General features: G+C 64.6%; 15 protein-coding genes. 11 read left to right on the forward strand and 4 right to left on the reverse strand.

Annotation, left to right across the window (positions count from 1 at the left end; translation table 11 throughout):
* The first annotated feature begins 213 nt into the window (after positions 1–213).
* From gatC to gatB, 3 genes are all read left to right on the forward strand, one after another.
* The gene (gene gatC, locus AC0Z35_RS06195) at positions 214–522 is read left to right on the forward strand and encodes an Asp-tRNA(Asn)/Glu-tRNA(Gln) amidotransferase subunit GatC (RefSeq protein WP_046803060.1); all 309 of its coding nucleotides are present in this window, start codon (positions 214–216) and stop codon (positions 520–522) included.
* A 3-nt stretch (positions 523–525) separates the two neighbouring features.
* Positions 526–2,052 carry an Asp-tRNA(Asn)/Glu-tRNA(Gln) amidotransferase subunit GatA gene (gene gatA / locus AC0Z35_RS06200; RefSeq protein WP_219991363.1) on the forward strand — a complete coding sequence of 509 codons (1,527 nt, stop codon included), beginning with the start codon at positions 526–528 and terminating at the stop codon, positions 2,050–2,052.
* Between the two features lie 113 nt (positions 2,053–2,165).
* On the forward strand, positions 2,166–3,623 hold the full coding sequence (gene gatB / locus AC0Z35_RS06205; RefSeq protein ID WP_046803058.1) for an Asp-tRNA(Asn)/Glu-tRNA(Gln) amidotransferase subunit GatB: 1,458 nt from the start codon (positions 2,166–2,168) through the stop codon (positions 3,621–3,623).
* A gap of 77 nt (positions 3,624–3,700) precedes the next feature.
* Here gatB and pyrE read toward each other — a convergent pair whose 3' ends face one another.
* The gene (pyrE, locus tag AC0Z35_RS06210) at positions 3,701–4,399 is read right to left on the reverse strand and encodes an orotate phosphoribosyltransferase (protein WP_104142618.1); all 699 of its coding nucleotides are present in this window, start codon (positions 4,397–4,399) and stop codon (positions 3,701–3,703) included.
* A 133-nt stretch (positions 4,400–4,532) separates the two neighbouring features.
* Between pyrE and AC0Z35_RS06215 the strand changes: the two genes are divergently transcribed.
* Complete coding sequence (locus tag AC0Z35_RS06215; RefSeq protein ID WP_104142617.1) at positions 4,533–5,321, forward strand: exodeoxyribonuclease III; 789 nt, start codon at positions 4,533–4,535, stop codon at positions 5,319–5,321.
* A 483-nt stretch (positions 5,322–5,804) separates the two neighbouring features.
* Positions 5,805–7,148, forward strand: coding sequence for an NADP-specific glutamate dehydrogenase (gene gdhA / locus AC0Z35_RS06220; protein WP_205571594.1), 1,344 nt, complete (start codon positions 5,805–5,807; stop codon positions 7,146–7,148).
* 25 nt (positions 7,149–7,173) lie between these two features.
* Here gdhA and AC0Z35_RS06225 read toward each other — a convergent pair whose 3' ends face one another.
* On the reverse strand, positions 7,174–7,665 hold the full coding sequence (locus AC0Z35_RS06225) for a copper chaperone PCu(A)C (protein WP_485131110.1): 492 nt from the start codon (positions 7,663–7,665) through the stop codon (positions 7,174–7,176).
* A gap of 20 nt (positions 7,666–7,685) precedes the next feature.
* A complete protein-coding gene (locus AC0Z35_RS06230) occupies positions 7,686–8,585 on the reverse strand; it encodes a LysR family transcriptional regulator ArgP (protein ID WP_104142614.1) in 900 nt (299 codons plus the stop codon).
* A gap of 162 nt (positions 8,586–8,747) precedes the next feature.
* Between AC0Z35_RS06230 and AC0Z35_RS06235 the strand changes: the two genes are divergently transcribed.
* The 6 genes from AC0Z35_RS06235 to AC0Z35_RS06260 all read left to right on the forward strand — a co-directional run bounded on the left by AC0Z35_RS06235 (position 8,748) and on the right by AC0Z35_RS06260 (position 15,637).
* Entirely contained in the window at positions 8,748–9,380 is a 633-nt protein-coding gene (locus AC0Z35_RS06235; protein ID WP_319302012.1) for a LysE/ArgO family amino acid transporter, read from the forward strand.
* 146 nt (positions 9,381–9,526) lie between these two features.
* On the forward strand, positions 9,527–10,468 hold the full coding sequence (locus tag AC0Z35_RS06240) for a LysR substrate-binding domain-containing protein (RefSeq protein ID WP_185975331.1): 942 nt from the start codon (positions 9,527–9,529) through the stop codon (positions 10,466–10,468).
* A gap of 320 nt (positions 10,469–10,788) precedes the next feature.
* Positions 10,789–11,952 (forward strand): ABC transporter substrate-binding protein, encoded by a 1,164-nt coding sequence (locus AC0Z35_RS06245; RefSeq protein ID WP_046803050.1) that lies wholly within the window; start codon positions 10,789–10,791, stop codon positions 11,950–11,952.
* Positions 11,953–12,094: 142 nt separating this feature from the next.
* A complete protein-coding gene (locus tag AC0Z35_RS06250; protein ID WP_006216335.1) occupies positions 12,095–12,967 on the forward strand; it encodes a branched-chain amino acid ABC transporter permease in 873 nt (290 codons plus the stop codon).
* A 3-nt stretch (positions 12,968–12,970) separates the two neighbouring features.
* Positions 12,971–14,896 carry a branched-chain amino acid ABC transporter ATP-binding protein/permease gene (locus AC0Z35_RS06255; RefSeq protein WP_485131109.1) on the forward strand — a complete coding sequence of 642 codons (1,926 nt, stop codon included), beginning with the start codon at positions 12,971–12,973 and terminating at the stop codon, positions 14,894–14,896.
* Positions 14,897–14,914: 18 nt separating this feature from the next.
* Positions 14,915–15,637 (forward strand): ABC transporter ATP-binding protein, encoded by a 723-nt coding sequence (locus AC0Z35_RS06260; protein ID WP_046803048.1) that lies wholly within the window; start codon positions 14,915–14,917, stop codon positions 15,635–15,637.
* Between the two features lie 118 nt (positions 15,638–15,755).
* Here the strand turns inward: AC0Z35_RS06260 and AC0Z35_RS06265 are convergent, their stop codons facing one another.
* On the reverse strand, positions 15,756–16,181 hold the full coding sequence (locus AC0Z35_RS06265; RefSeq protein WP_006216338.1) for an organic hydroperoxide resistance protein: 426 nt from the start codon (positions 16,179–16,181) through the stop codon (positions 15,756–15,758).
* Between the last annotated feature and the right edge of the window lie 84 nt (positions 16,182–16,265).

Below are 16,265 nucleotides of genomic sequence, written 5' to 3' on the forward strand. Positions count from 1 at the left end.
ATTCTGGGGGGAATTGGGTTCATGCCATGGGGCGTTTGGCCCGAAAAAGGTCGGGTCCGCCTGTCATCACGGCGATTAAACCGTGAATCATAACTTATAATTTCACCGGAAATAGCGCATAAATGCAGGCTATTCAAGCTTTGTAACGGGATCGGCGCATACATACTGCCCGGTCCCGCCCTTCGGCCTTCGCTTATCGATTTTGCAATCCCTATGGCGCTCAATGACACAGATGTGGCCCGCATTGCCCGGCTGGCCAGAATCGAACTGACCCCCGACCAGCGCACCCTTGCGCAGGCCGAACTCAACGGCATTCTCCACTTGATCGAACGGCTTCAGTCCGTCGACACCCAAGGCGTCGAACCGCTGGCCCACCCCCTGTCCGCCCATGAGGACATCGTGCTGCGCCTGCGTGAAGACGCCGTGACCGAGGCCAGCTCGGAAACACGCCGCGAGGCGCTGCTGGCCAACGCCCCCGACGCCCAGGAAGGCTTGTTCCTGGTCCCCAAAGTCCTCGATTAAGCCATGACAAAACCCGCCTTGCATACCCAATTCGAGGGGATCGCCGCCTTGCGCGCGGCCCTCGCCCAACGCCAGGTCAGCGCCGTCGAACTGGCGCAAAGCGCCTTGGCGGCCGCCGATGCGGCCAGCGGCCTGAATTGCTTTTTACATATTGACGCTGAATTGACGCTGGCCCAGGCGCGCGCCGCCGACGCCGCATTGGCCGCGGGTTCGGCCGGCCCCTTGGCCGGCGTGCCCATCGCCCACAAAGACGCGTTCGTGACCCGTGGCTGGCGCACCACCGCCGGCAGCAAGATGCTGGACGGCTACGTCAGCCCGTTTGACGCCACCGTGGTCGAACGCCTGGGTACGGCGGGCGCCGTGTCCATCGGCAAGCTCAACTGCGACGAATTCGCCATGGGTTCCGGCAACGAGAACTCGGCCTACGGCGTGGTGAAAAATCCCTGGGACCACGCGGCCGTGCCGGGCGGTTCGTCCGGCGGTTCGGCCGCCGCGGTCGCCGCCCGACTGGTGGCGGCCACCACCGGCACCGACACCGGCGGTTCGGTGCGCCAGCCCGCCGCGCTGTGCGGCGTCAGCGGCATCAAGCCCACGTATGGCACCGTGTCGCGCTACGGCATGGTGGCGTTCGGCTCCAGCCTGGATCAGGCCGGCCCGCTGGCGCAAAGCAGCCGCGACCTGCTTGAGCTGCTGGACGTCATCAGCGGCTTCGATCCGCGCGATGCCACCAGCCTGGAAAAATGCGATGGCGCCGTCAACGAACCCGGCCGCGTGCGCCGCGACTTCGACGCCGCGCAAGCCGCGTTCGACGGCGCCGGCAGCCAGCCCCTGAAGGGCTTGCGCATCGGCGTGCCCGAAGAGTATTTCGGCGCGGGCCTCGCGGCCGACGTGGCCGCCGCGGTGGAAGCCGCGCTGGCGCAGTTCGAAGCGCTGGGCGCCGTGCGCGTGCCCGTGTCGCTGCCGCGCACGGAACTGGCCATCCCCGCCTACTACGTCATCGCCCCGGCGGAAGCGTCCAGCAACCTGGCGCGCTACGACGGCGTGCGTTACGGCCACCGCACCGAGCAGTACGGCGACCTGAACGAGATGATCAGCCGCTCGCGCGCCGAAGGCTTCGGCGACGAGGTCAAGCGCCGCATCCTGATCGGCACGTACGTGCTGTCCCACGGTTACTACGACGCCTACTACCTGCAAGCGCAACGCCTGCGCCGCCTGATCGCGCAGGATTTCCAGCGCGCCTACGCCGGCCAGTGCGACGTCATCATGGGCCCCGTCACGCCGTCGGTCGCCAAGAACATCGGCGACAACCGCGACGACCCCACCGCCGACTGGCTGGCCGACGTCTACACGCTCGGCGTGAGCCTGGCCGGCTTGCCCGCCATGTCGATCCCGTGCGGCTTTGGCGGCGACAACGGCAAGCGCCCCGTCGGCTTGCAGATCATCGGCAATTACTTCGACGAAGGCAGGCTGCTGGCCATCGCCGACCGCTACCAACAAGTGACGGACTGGCACAAGCGGTCCCCGCTGTGATGATGCCCACACGCCCCCAACGTTCGCGCTCCCCCCAGGGGACCGCCGGCGTTTCGGGCGGCCCGGCGCCGCTGGCATCGCAGCCGCGGCTCTACTGATTGGAACTACAGATAATGAACTGGGAAATCGTCATCGGCCTGGAAACGCACACCCAGCTTTCCACCGACTCCAAGATTTTTTCGGGCAGCAGCACGCAATTCGGCGCGGCGCCCAACACGCATGCCAACGAGGTCGACCTGGCGTTGCCGGGCAGCCTGCCGGTCATGAACCGGGGCGCGGCTGAACGCGCCATCCGCTTCGGCCTGGCGGTGGGCGCGACCATCGCGCCGCGCTCGGTCTTTGCGCGCAAGAACTACTTCTACCCCGACTTGCCCAAGGGCTATCAGATCAGCCAGTACGAACTGCCCGTCGTGGTGGGTGGCTCGCTGTCGTTCTTCGTCGGCGAAGAAGAAAAAACCATCAACCTGACGCGTGCCCACCTGGAAGAAGACGCCGGCAAATCGCTGCACGACGACTTCACGCTGGCCAATGGGTCGCCCGCCAGCGGCATCGACCTGAACCGTGCCGGCACCCCGCTGCTGGAAATCGTGACCGAGCCCGAAATGCGCTCGGCGGCCGAGGCCGTGGCCTACGCGCGCGCGCTGCACAGCCTGGTTGTGTGGCTGGGCATTTGCGACGGCAACATGCAGGAAGGCTCGTTCCGCTGCGACGCCAACGTGTCCGTGCGCCCCGTCGGCCAAAAAGAATTCGGCACCCGCACCGAGATCAAGAACGTCAACTCGTTCCGCTTCCTGGAACGCGCCATCGTCTACGAAGCGCGCCGCCAGATCGAACTGATCGAGGACGGTGGCACGGTGGTGCAGGAAACGCGCCTGTACGACGCCGACCGCGACGAAACGCGCAGCATGCGCAGCAAAGAAGACGCGCACGACTACCGCTACTTCCCCGACCCCGACCTGCCCACGCTGGTGATCTCCAGCGCCTGGGTCGACGAGGTGCGCGCCGCCATGCCCGAACTGCCGGCAGCCCAGCGCGCCCGCTTCGAATCGGAATACGGCCTGCCCGCCTACGATGCCGCCCAACTGACCGTCAGCCGCGATCTGGCCGCCTACTTCCAGGCAGTGGCCAACGCGCTGCCGGCCGGCCAGGCCAAGCTGGCCGCGAACTGGGTCATGGGTGAGGTGTCCGCCGCCTTGAACAAGGACGAAAAGACCATCGCCGAATCGCCGGTGCAAGCGCCCGCGCTGGCAGCGTTGATCAGCCGCATCATCGACGGCACGATCTCCAACAAGATCGCCCGCGAAGTCTTCGGCGCCATGTGGGCCGGCGAGAACGGCGGCGACGCGGATGCCATCATCGACGCGCGCGGCCTGAAGCAGATCAGCGACACGGGCGCCATCGGCGCCATGATCGACGAGGTGCTGGCCGCCAACCCGGCCATCGTGGAAGAGTACCGGGCAGGCAAGCAAAAGGCGTTTAACTCGCTGGTGGGCCAGATCATGAAGGCCGCGCGCGGCAAGGCAAACCCGCAACAAGTGAACGACCTGCTCAAGGAAAAGCTGGGCGGCTGATCTGATAGCCCATACGGGGATCAGTCCTACAAAAGGCCGCGGCGCATTGCCGCGGCCGGCCATCCATCCCAGCAGCGTTACTTCACCCCGTACTTCGTGCGATACGCCTGCACGGCATCGCGGTTTTCCGCGAAGGCGGCATCGTCTTGCAGCAAGGCCATGATGTCCGACAGCGATGCAATCGCCACCACCGGAATGCCGTAGGTCTTGGCCACGTCCTGCACGGCGGAATGCGGGGACAGCGCGTCGTCGGGGCCCGCGCGTTCCATGCGGTCCATGGCAATCAGCACGGCGGCCGGCTCGGCGCCCGCGTTGCGGATGATCTCCACCGATTCGCGCACCGAAGTGCCGGCCGTGATCACGTCGTCAATGATGACGACCTTGCCCTGAAGCGGCGCGCCGACCAGCGTGCCGCCTTCGCCGTGGTCCTTGGCTTCCTTGCGGTTGTAGGCGAACGGTACGTCGTTACGCCCGTCCATCGCCGGGTGGCCCGCCAGCGCCACCGCCGTTGCGGTGGCCAACGGAATGCCCTTGTACGCGGGGCCGAACAGCATGTCGAACTGCACGCCGGAATCCAGCAGCGCCTGCGCATAGAACTGCGCCAGCTTGCCCACCGCGCGGCCACTGTTGAACAGGCCGGCATTGAAGAAATAGGGGCTGATCCGGCCCGACTTGACCTTGAAGCTGCCAAAGCGCAGCACGCCTTCGTCGAGCGCGAAGCGAACAAATTCCAGGGAAGTGGGGCGAGACGGGGAGGAAGAAGCGGCGGCGGGCATGCGAGTGAGTCCGGTGGATGGCAAACCCCGGCATTTTATCCGTTGTCGGGGCTATTCCCTGCCCCTGCCGCCCAGTCGGTTAAATTCCTGGCATTGTTCCGGCCCCTGGCGGCCGCTCTACAGGAGTTTCGCTTTGCTTCGCATCACGTCGATCAATCTCAACGGCATCCGGTCCGCCTTTCGCAAGGGCCTGCAACCGTGGATGGAAAAGCACGCCGCTGACGTGCTTTGCCTTCAGGAAATCAAGATCGCCGACGCGGACCTGACTGAAGATCTGCGTCACCCGCCCGGCTACACCGGCCACTTCCACCATGCCGTCAAGAAAGGCTACAGCGGCGTGGGCATCTACCTGCGCGATGCCGCCGAACGCGTGAACATCGGCTTGGGCTGCGAAGAATTCGACCCCGAAGGCCGCATCATCCGCGCCGACTGGAAGAACCTGTCCGTCATCAGCGCCTACCTGCCCTCGGGCTCCAGCGGCGACGAACGCCAGCAGGCCAAATACCGGTTCCTGGATCGCTTCGGCCCCTGGATCGATGCCCTGATGCACGAACACAAGACCACGGGCCGCGAGTTCGTCATCTGTGGCGACTGGAACATCGCGCACAAGGAAATCGACCTGAAGAACTGGAAGGGCAATATGAAGAACTCGGGCTTCCTGCCCGAAGAGCGCGCCTGGCTGACCGACGTGTTCGACAAGCGCGGTTTCGTGGACGTGTTCCGCACCATCGATGACCGGCCCGACCAGTACACCTGGTGGAGCAACCGCGGCCAGGCCTGGGCCAAGAACGTCGGGTGGCGCATCGACTATCAGATCGCCACCCCGGGCATTGCCGCCCGCGCGCGCAACGTGGCGATCTACAAGGACGAGCGTTTCTCGGACCATGCACCGCTGACGATCGATTACGACGCCACGCTGTAATACGTTGGGGCGGGCCGCGCCAAGCGTGCCCGCCCTGCCGGCTTGACCCTACCCGCGGTCTTTCGGCGTCCCTTACGAAAAAATTAATTAGGGACGCATAGTCCCACCCGCCGGCGGTCGGTATCCCACCGCCGCGCCCCAAACCCCTTTGTTTGCAGGGCTTGGCGATGTTTCTGCCCTGGCCGACACCACGATATAAAACGGGGACACATACAAATCCCCTACGAAATCAACGCTTGGGCGATCCTTAACGCGTATTCCGCCGCGAAAACGCGATATCTCCCGGTTATACGTCCCTGTTTATACACAGAAAAAAGCGCTTTCTTTTCAACGCTCTACCGCAGCACCGGCCCTTTGCGCAGGGCAACAAATTTCCCATACACTTGCGCACCATGACGGTGCAGTCGATGCACCAGAACAAACAAACCGCGCCCCACAATGGCGCAAGACGCACCCATTCGTAGCACCCCCGAGGAGATCAAGTTGAAAGTGCAGAGTCTGGACGACTTCCTGCGTGGCGTCGCCGCGCGCGACCCGCAGCAGCCCGAGTTCATGCAAGCCGTCCAAGAGGTGATGCTGAGCCTGTGGCCTTTCATCGAAAAGCACCCTCACTACGCCGAGCACGCCCTGCTTGAGCGCCTGGTCGAGCCGGAACGCGTGATCCAGTTCCGCGTGTGCTGGACGGATGACCGTGGCCAGGCCCAGGTTAACCGCGCTTTCCGCATCCAGCACAGCTCGGCCATCGGCCCCTTCAAGGGCGGCATGCGCTTTCACCCGTCGGTGAACCTGTCCATCCTGAAGTTCCTGGCGTTTGAGCAAACGCTGAAGAATTCGCTGACCACGCTGCCCATGGGCGGCGGCAAGGGCGGCTCGGACTTCGACCCCAAGGGCAAGTCCGACGCCGAAGTCATGCGTTTCTGCCAGGCGCTGATGATCGAGCTGTATCGCCACCTGGGCCCCGACACCGACGTGCCGGCCGGCGATATCGGCGTGGGCGCTCGCGAAGTCGGCTTCATGGCCGGCATGATGAAAAAGCTGTCGAACTCGACCGCCAGCGTCTTCACCGGCAAGGGCCTGACCTTTGGCGGCAGCCTGATCCGCCCGGAAGCCACCGGCTACGGCACCGTGTACTTCGCCGAGGAAATGCTCAAGCGCGTGGGCAAGTCGTTCGACGGCCTGCGCGTGTCGGTCTCGGGCTCGGGCAACGTGGCGCAATACGCCATCGAAAAAGCCATGTCGCTGGGCGCCAAGGTCGTGACCGTGTCGGATTCGAACGGCACCGTGGTCGATGACGCCGGTTTCACGCACGAAAAGCTGGTCGCGCTGATGCACATCAAGAACGACCTGCGCGGCCGCCTGGACACCTATGCCCAGCAATTCGGGCTGAAATACGAAGCCGGCAAGCGACCGTGGCACGTCCCCGTCGACGTGGCGCTGCCCTGCGCCACCCAGAACGAGCTGGAACTGGCCGATGCGCAAACGCTGATCAAGAATGGCGTGCTGTGCGTGGCGGAAGGCGCCAACATGCCGGCCACGCTGGATGCCGCCAAGGCCTTCATCGCCGCGCGCGTGCTGTACGCGCCGGGCAAGGCCACCAATGCGGGCGGCGTCGCGGTGTCGGGCCTGGAAATGGCGCAGAACTCCGCGCGGCTGGCATGGACGCGCGAAGAAGTGGATGCGCGCTTGCACGCCATCATGCGCGACATCCACGAGAACTGCGTGCGCCACGGCCATAGCGAACGCGAATACGTCAACTACCTGGACGGCGCCAACATCGCCGGCTTCGTCAAGGTTGCCGACGCCATGCGCCAGCAAGGCCTGTACTGACCTGGGCGCGGGGCCGGCGTCGTGCTTAGTGCTTCATCGCACCGTGATCGTGGCTCATGTCGGGGTTATGCGACGCCGGCTTGACCTTGAATTGCACGGCGACTTCCCCGGCCTTTTCAAACTTCAGCGTGGCGGGCACGGTGGCGCCGTCCTTGAAGGGCGCGCGCAGCTTGATGAACATGACGTGATAACCGCCCGGGCTGAGCTTGACCTCGGTATCGGCGGGCAGCGCGATACCGCCTTCCACCTGACGCATCTTCGACACGCCGTTCTCGGTCTGCACGGTATGCAGCTCGACCCGTTCGGCGGCGTCGGACGTCACCGACAGCAGGCGGTCCTCGGACTTGGCATCGTTGTCGATGTCCATGTAGCCCGCCCCATTCGACTGGCCCGGCGCCGAGGCGCGCACCCAAAGGTCGTCGACCTCGATCTGGCCAACCTTGTAGTCCTTGGCCCACGCCGAGCCGGCCGTGCACAGGCCAATGGCGGCAATGAGTGCGAACTTGCGGATGTTCATAGGGGTGTCCTCCTGGTGGGTTAACGCCGCCGGACCAAGCTGCGGGCGGCTGACAGAACCGAATCGGTCAAGGCTTGCATCGCCTCGGAGTTTACCCGCCAATGTTGCCAATACAGCGGCACATCCTCCCAGGCGCGGCTGCGAAGCATCATCAGATGACCGGCATCAAGGTGTTCTTGGACAAGCGGCAGTGGATTCATCGTCCACCCCAGTCCGCCCAGCGTGGCCTGCACGAACGCGCGGGTGGACGGCACCCACCACACCGGCGGCTGCCACGGCGCCGGGTCCGATATCTTGTGCGCAAAGCGCGCCTGCAACGCATCCTTGCGGTTAAAGACCAGCACCGGCGCCTGCGCCAGCGTCTGCGCGTTGACGCCCTGGGCGAAATAGCGCTTGTGGAAGTCCGGCGTGCAGGTCGCCACATACCGCATGCTGCCCAGCGAATGGATGCGGCAACCTTGCACGGGATCGGCCAGCGTCGTCACGGCGCCCAGCACCGAACCGTTGCGCAATAACGCGGCGGTGTGGTCCTGGTCTTCAGACAGCATGTCGAGCGTGGCCCGCGTGCGCTGCGAGAACTGCAAGGCAGCGTCGACAAACCAGGTTTCCAGGCTGTCGTGGTTGACGGCGATGGGGATGCTGGCGTGCGGCACGTCGTCGTCCGACACGCCCAGCCGGTTCAGCGCATCATGTTCCAGCAGCGCCGTCTGCTCGGCCAGTTGCACCAGCACCTGGCCGTCGGCGGTGGCGGCGGCCGGCACGGTGCGCTGGACCAGCAGGCGGCCCATGCGGTCCTCCAGTGCCTTGATGCGCTGCGAGACTGCCGACGGCGTCACGCTAAGCGACAGCGCGGCCCGCTCAAAACTGCCTTCGCGCACCACCGCGGCCAGCGCCCGCAGGTTGCCATGGTCGATTTTCATGGATTAGCTATCCTTAATTCAGTAAAGGAAAATTAGCTGTATTTCATCGGCGTGACAAGGGAAAATACGTGATTGCCAAACTGCGCAATGCGTTCGGAATTCTTCAGTCAGCACCCTTAATAAAGCGCCGCCACAGGCGTAGCAGTCACAGGTATTTGCATCATGTTCGCCACGTTGTCATCCCCCCTCTTTCTTACTGCCTGGGCCAGCGGAACGGCCACCGGGCTGGGTCTGTTCGCCGTTGTGGGCGCGCAAAGCGCGTTCATCCTGCGACAGGGGCTGATGCGCGCGCACCTGCTCAGCGTGGTCGCCATTTGCGCGTTGATCGACGCGGTGTTCATCTTTGCCAGCGTCTCGGGCCTGCAAGCGCTGACCGCCTGGTTCCCCTGGCTGACCACCGCCGTGCTCTGGTTCGGCGTGGCCTTCCTGTCCTGGTACGCGGTGCAGTCCGCACGCCGCGCATGGACCGCCACGGGTGGCCTTGCCGCCGCGCGCGACGTGGTGCCCTCGCGCCGCGCCGCGATGCTCGGCGCGCTGGGGTTTTCGCTGCTGAACCCGCATTTCTGGCTGGACATGGTGGTGGTGGGTTCGCTGGCGCATGGCTTTGACGACGCGCGCATGGCGTTCGCGGCGGGCGCCTTCACGGCCAGCCTGCTGTGGCTGGCCGTGCTGGGCATCGGCTCGCGCGTGTTCGCGCGCTTCTTCGCCAACGCATTGGCCTGGCGTGTGCTGGATGGCGTCATCGCCGTGGTCATGGCGGGTCTGGCGGCAAGCCTGGCGATCAAGGGCATCTGAACGGAGCGGGGTCGCGAAGGCAGCGACTCCGCTTCACTTCAGGGACCGCGACCACGCATCACTCCAGGCGCGGCGACCGCGCTTCACTTTTATAATGCGCCGTTGCCACTCTTTCGTCGGGCGCACGGCCGGCCCGCCAGACGATCATGCGCGGACCTTCCCCTTCCAAAGATGTGCGGCTGCCCCCCTTGGCCGCCATCCAGGCGTTTGAAGCCGCAGCGCGGCTGGGCTCTTTTGAACGCGCCAGCGAAGAACTCTTTGTCACCGCCAGCGCCATCGGCAAGCGCATCGCTGCCCTGGAAGCCATGCTGGACGTGTCGCTGTTCATCCGCAGCAGCCGGGGCGCCACCCTCAGCGCAGCCGGGCGCGACTACCTCAGCCAGGTCCGCACCGCTTTGGACCTGCTGTCCGACGCGTCGCTGCATCAGCGCGGCGAACCCAAGCCCGAACCGCTGCGCGTCGTGTCCACGCCCACGTTTGCCCGCCAGGTACTGATTCCCTATCTGCCCGGCTTTACCGCTGCGCATCCCGATGTGGAATTGGAAATCCTGCTGTCCATCCCGTACCTGGACATCATGCCGCCCAACGCGGACGCCTGGGTGCGGTTCGGCAGCGGCAAGTACCCAGGGCTGCACGCGCGCCAACTCACCGACGACCCGGTCTTCGCCGTGTGCTCGCCCGCCTACCTGGCCTCGCGCGGGCCGTTCAACCGCCCTGAAGACCTGGCTCGTGCTGAGCTGTTGCGCTGCCCGATGGAGCCCTGGCGGCCGTGGCTGGATGCGGCCGGCCTGGACTGGCCCGAGCCGTCGCGGGGCGTCTGGCTGGTGGACCTGGGCATGATGCTGGCCGCTGCTCGCGCGGGCCAGGGCGTGGCGCTGACGCGCCGCAGCCTGGCGGCCGAATGGCTGGACGAAGGCAAACTCGTGCGCGTCACCCACATCGATATCCCCGGCGAATCGCAGTACTACCTTTGCACCGAGGCCTCGCGTGCACCGCGCAGCGTGGTCCAAGCGTTTTCCCTATGGCTGCAAGAGGTCTGCAAACTCGCAGCCCAGGAACCACGCGGCGTGCCGCCCGGACAGGAATAAATTTCCAGCCCCGAGCGGAATGAATTTCCGCACGCCTTCATTCCCCGCTGGCTAGGATGCCGCCAGCACCGCTGTCTGCCTGCCACACCCCCGACAACCCCCGCGTCGCAGCGCCCCGGCAGCCCGCCGCCCCCGTGCGCCCGCACTAGATACGTACTAGGTATTTACGCGGAAAAGCCCCGCGCGGTCAGATTCGCGTAAGCGATTAAGCAGACAGTCACAACACGCAACACAGGAGAGCGCCGCATCACGCAACACGCCGATCAGCGCCGGCACACGGTTTTCCACGCAGTTCACTAATTACTACAACGGAGACATCCATGGATTTTCGTTTGAAGCTGCTAGCAGGAACCCTTGCATTTGCTGCATCGGCCGCGTCGTACGCCGCCGACCCCATCAAGATCGGCGTGGCCGGCCCGTACACCGGGGGTTCGTCCTCCATGGGCGTCAGCATGCGCGATGGCGTGCGCCTGGCCATTGAAGAGATCAACAAGAACGGCGGTGTGCTGGGGCGCCAGCTGGTTGCCGTCGAACGCGACGACGAAGCCAAGAACGAGCGCGGCGTGCAGATCGCCCAGGAATTGATCAACAAGGAACAAGTGGCCGCCACCGTCGGCTACATCAACACCGGCGTGGCCCTGGCCTCGCAGCGCTTCTACCAGGACGCCAAGATCCCCGTCTTCAACAACGTGGCCACGGGCAGCGTGATCACGCACCAGTTCAAGGCGCCGGAATACCCCGACAACTACGTGTTCCGCAATGCGGCGCATGACAGCATCCAGGCCCCGATGATCGTTGAAGAAGCGATCACCCGCCGTGGCTTCAAGAAAGTCGCCATCCTGGCGGATTCCACCAACTACGGCCAGCTGGGTCGCGAGGATCTGGAAAAAGCCCTGAACGCCAAGGGCATCAAGGCCGTGGCGGTTGAGAAGTTCAATATCAAGGACGTCGACATGACGGCCCAGCTGTTGAAAGCCAAGGCCGCCGGCGCCGAAGCCGTGCTGACCTATGGCATCGGGCCCGAACTGGCCCAGATCGCCAATGGCATGACCAAGCTGGGCTGGAAGGTGCCGATCATCGGCAGCTGGACCTTGTCCATGGCCAACTACATCGACAACTCCGGCGCCAACGGCGAAGGCGCGCGCATGCCGCAAACCTTCATCCAGGACCCCGACTCGCCCAAGCGCAAGGCGTTCATCGACGCCTACCTGGCCAAGTTCAAGCCCAAGAACAACCGCATCGATTCCCCGGTGTCGGCGGCGCAGGGCTATGACTCGGTCTTCCTGTTGGCGGCCGCCATCAAGCAGGCCAATTCCACCGACGGCGCCAAGGTGCGCGAAGCGCTGGAAAACCTGCAAACGCCGGTAGAAGGCGTGGTGATGACCTACAACAAGCCGTTCACCCACGACAACCACGACGCCATCACGGCCAAGGAAGTGGTTATCGGCGAGGTCAAGGGCGGCCGCGTCGTCAAGGCCAACTAAGTGTGAAACAAGCAGGAAGGCGGCGGCTGACCGGCCGCCGCCGCCCGCGCCCGGCGCATCGGGCGCGGGGCATGCAGCCGCCTGAAAACAGCGTTCTGCCCAAGGGGGTTGGGACGGAACACAGCGCATCAAGACACACACCATGATTCTTCTACAGCTTATCTACAGCGGTATCGCGCTAGGCATGATCTATGCCGTGATTGCGTTCGGATACCAGCTCACCTTCGCCACATCCGGCACGCTGAACTTCGGCCAGGGTGAAGCCCTAATGCTGGGCGCGCTGGTCGGGCTGACGCTGGTCGGCCTGGGCGTGAACTACTGGGTCATGATTCCCATCGTCTGCATTTTCGGCTTCGCGCAGGGCGCGCTGGTCGAGCGGGTCGGCGTGCGGCCGGCCATCAAGACGCGATCGGAGTTTGGCTGGATCATGGCCACCATCGCGCTGGGCATCATCTTCAAGAACGTGGCCGAGAACATCTGGGGCCGCGACGACCTGCGCTTTCCGTCACCGCTGCCCGAAGCGCCCATCCAGGTGCTGGGCGCCAACGTGCTGCCGATGGAACTGCTGGTGGTGTTCGGCGCGCTGGGCATGATGATCCTGGTGGAAATCTTCAACCGTAAATCCATCTACGGCAAAGCCTTCGTGGCCACCTCGAATGACCGCGATGCCGCAGGCCTGATGGGCATCAACACCGGCATGGTGATCACGTTTTCGTATGCGCTGTCGTCGCTGACCGCCGCGTTTGCCGGCGTGCTGGTCGCCCCGCTGACGCTGACCGGCGCCACGATGGGCGCGGTGCTGGGCTTGAAGGCGTTTGCCGTGGCGATCATCGGCGGACTGTCCAGCGGCATGGGCGTGGTCGTGGGCGGGCTGATCCTGGGCATTGCGGAGACGACCACCGGTTTTTATCTGTCGACGGGGTACAAGGACGTGCCGGGATTGGTATTGCTGCTGCTAGTGCTGACCTTCAAGCCCGCCGGCCTGTTCGGCAAGACCGCGATCAAGAAGGTGTAAGCGATGAAACCCCTGCACCTCTTGCTGTCCGTCGTGGCCGTGGCCTGCCTGGCCGCCGTGCCCCTGGGCGTGACCAATACGTACTACCTGCACCTGATCGAAACGATCATGATCTATTCGATCCTGCTGTTCGGGCTCGATATCGTGGTGGGCTACACCGGCCAGGTGTCGCTGGGCCATGCCGGCCTGTTCGGCATCGGCTCGTATGTCGCCGGCGTACTGTTCTTTCATCTGCAAATGCCCATCTGGGTGATTTTGCCCGCCGCCATCCTCATCGCGGCGGCCTTCGGCGCGGTGCTGGCGCTGCCGGCGCTACGCGTGACGGGACCTTACCTGGCGATGGTCACGCTGGCATTCGGCACCATCATCCAGATCCTGATCAACGAGATGACCTTCATGACTGAAGGCCCGTTGGGCATCAAGATCCCCAAGCCGTCCATCGGCGGGCACATCCTGACCAAAAGCGAATACTTCTGGCTGGTGGGCGCGCTGCTGGTGCTGTCGCTGATCGTGGTGCACCGCATCCTGAAGTCGCACCTGGGCCGCTCGTTCGAAGCGCTGCGCGACAGCCCGATTGCATCCGACTGCATGGGCGTGTCGGTCTACCGGCACAAGGTGTTCGCGTTTGTGATCAGCGCCGGCTTTGCCGGGCTGGCGGGCGCGCTGTACTCGTATTCCGAACAGTACATCTCGCCCAACACGTACAACTTCGAGCTCACCATCCTGTTCCTGCTGGCCATCATCATGGGCGGGCGCAAAAGCCGCACGGGCGCGCTGCTCGGCGCATCCATCATCGTGCTGCTGCCCAAGATGCTGGACGACATCAGCACCTTCCGCCTGATCGCGCTGGCCGTGGCCGTGTTGGTGACGGTGGGCAGCATCGTGGCCGTGTCCAAGGGCCGGGCCGAGCCGCGCCGCGTGGTCGTGCCGGTGGTGGGCACCCTCGTGCTGGCCATTTTCTCGTACTGGCTGGAAGCCGTGACCGATTGGCGCCTGACCATCTTCGGCGCCATGATCCTGTTCGTGGTGTATTACCTGCCCGACGGCATCGTGGGCTTTGTGCGCAACCTGTTCTTCTCGAACCGCCGCGCCGCGCTGTCGGTGAAAAAAGACCTGGTCAATGAACAGGACGCGGTGCCCGACGCCGTGGTGGCGGGCAAGGGCGAGACACTGCTGTCCGCCAAGCGCGTGCTGATGCAGTTTGGCGGCCTGAAGGCGCTGAACGAAGTGGACCTGACGATCAAGCGCGGCACCATCCACGGTCTGATCGGCCCGAACGGGTCGGGCAAGAGCACGATGATGAACGTGCTGACCGGCATCTATGTGCCGACCGCCGGCGCGGTGGAATTCTCGGGCAAGTCGCTGGTGGGTCTGCCACCGGCCGATATCGCCGCCACCGGCATCGCGCGCACATTCCAGAACGTGCAGCTGTTCGGCGAAATGACGGCCCTGGAAAACGTGCTGGTCGGCTTGCACCACACCTTCACCACCGGCCTGGCCGCCATTGCGCTGCGCACGCCGAAATGGAAGGGCGAAGAGCAAGGCGCCCGCGCCCGCGCCATGGCGCTGCTGGAATTCGTGGGGCTGGAATCCCTGGCAAGCGAAGAGGCGCGCAACCTGCCCTACGGCAAGCAGCGTCTGCTGGAAATCGCGCGCGCGCTGGCGCTGGACCCGCAGCTGCTGCTGCTGGACGAACCCGCCGCCGGGCTTACCGCGCCCGACATCATCGAACTGCTGGCCATCATCCGCAAGGTGCGCGACCACGGCATCACGTTGATCCTCATCGAACACCATATGGATGTGGTGATGGGGGTGTGCGACACCGTATCGGTGCTGGACTTCGGTCAGAAAATTGCCGAAGGCCTGCCGAACGAAGTGCAAAGCAACGCCAAGGTTATCGAGGCGTATCTGGGCGGTGCGCCCGCCTGACGCCAAGAGGACAACAAGATGCTATCGATCAAGAATCTGGAAGCGGGTTACGGCAAGGTCAAGGTGCTGCACGGCATCAGCATGGAGGTGCCCAAGGCCAAGGTGGTGACGCTGATCGGCTCAAACGGCGCCGGCAAGACGACGACGATGCGGGCGCTGTCGGGCATGATCCGGCCCACGGCGGGCGAGGTCACACTGAGCGGCAAGCGCATTGATGGCCTGGAATCGCACCGCATCGCTCGGCTGGGCCTGGCGCATTCGCCGGAAGGCCGGCGCGTGTTTCCCACGCTGTCGGTTACCGACAACCTGCTGTTGGGCGCGTTTCCGCGCCTGACGGGCAGCCGCCCCAAGGGCGATGTGCAAGCCGACCTGGGCCGCGCCATGGATCTGTTTCCGCGCCTGAAGGAACGGCGCGATCAACTGGCCGGTACCTTGTCGGGCGGCGAACAGCAAATGCTGGCCATGGCGCGCGCCGTGATGCTGAACCCGGAGCTCGTGCTGCTGGACGAACCCTCGATGGGGCTGGCGCCGATCCTGGTGGAAGAGGTGTTCCGCATCATCGCGCGCTTGAAGGATGAAGGCGTGACGATGCTGCTGGTTGAGCAATTTGCCGCAGCCGCGTTGCAGGTGGCCGACTACGGCTACGTGCTGGAGAACGGCAGGATCTCGGTGCACGGCAGCGCGGACAAATTGCGGGACGACCCGGCGGTGGTGGCGGCATACCTGGGCGGCGGGCACTAGTCCCGGCAACGCAAAGCGCGACGGGCCGTGTGTTCAACACGGAACCGTCGCGCTTGTTACCGCCCGGCGGCGTTCGGGCGGCTGGCGCCCAGACGCGCCGGGGTGCGTGCAATGACGCTTAGACGATGGTCAACGTCACGTCGATGTTGCCGCGCGTGGCGTTCGAGTACGGGCAAACGATGTGCGCTGCCGCCACCAGCTTTTCGGCCTGTTCGCGGTCCATGCCCGGCAGGGAAATCTTCAATTCGACTTCGATGCCGAAGCCGGTCGGGATGGCGCCGATACCCACAATGCCGTTCACCGACACGTCGGCGGGAATGGCGATCTTGTCGCGGCCGCCAACGAACTTCATCGCGCCCAGGAAGCAGGCGGAATAGCCCACGGCAAACAATTGCTCGGGATTGGTGCCGGCCGCGCCCGCTCCGCCCAGTTCACGCGGCGTGGTCAGCTTGACGTCCAGGTTGCCGTCATCGCTGACGCCACGGCCTTCACGGCCACCGGTGGCGGTTGCATTGGCGCGGTAGAGGACTTTTTCGATAGACATGATGCGTTTCCTTTGTAGGATGAAAGTTGAACTGCCTGGGCCGGACGGGCCTTCCCGCGTCGGCACTTACTGAAACTGAAGGAC

This window comes from Achromobacter sp. 1L-A-4-B-C2 (assembly GCF_057291955.1).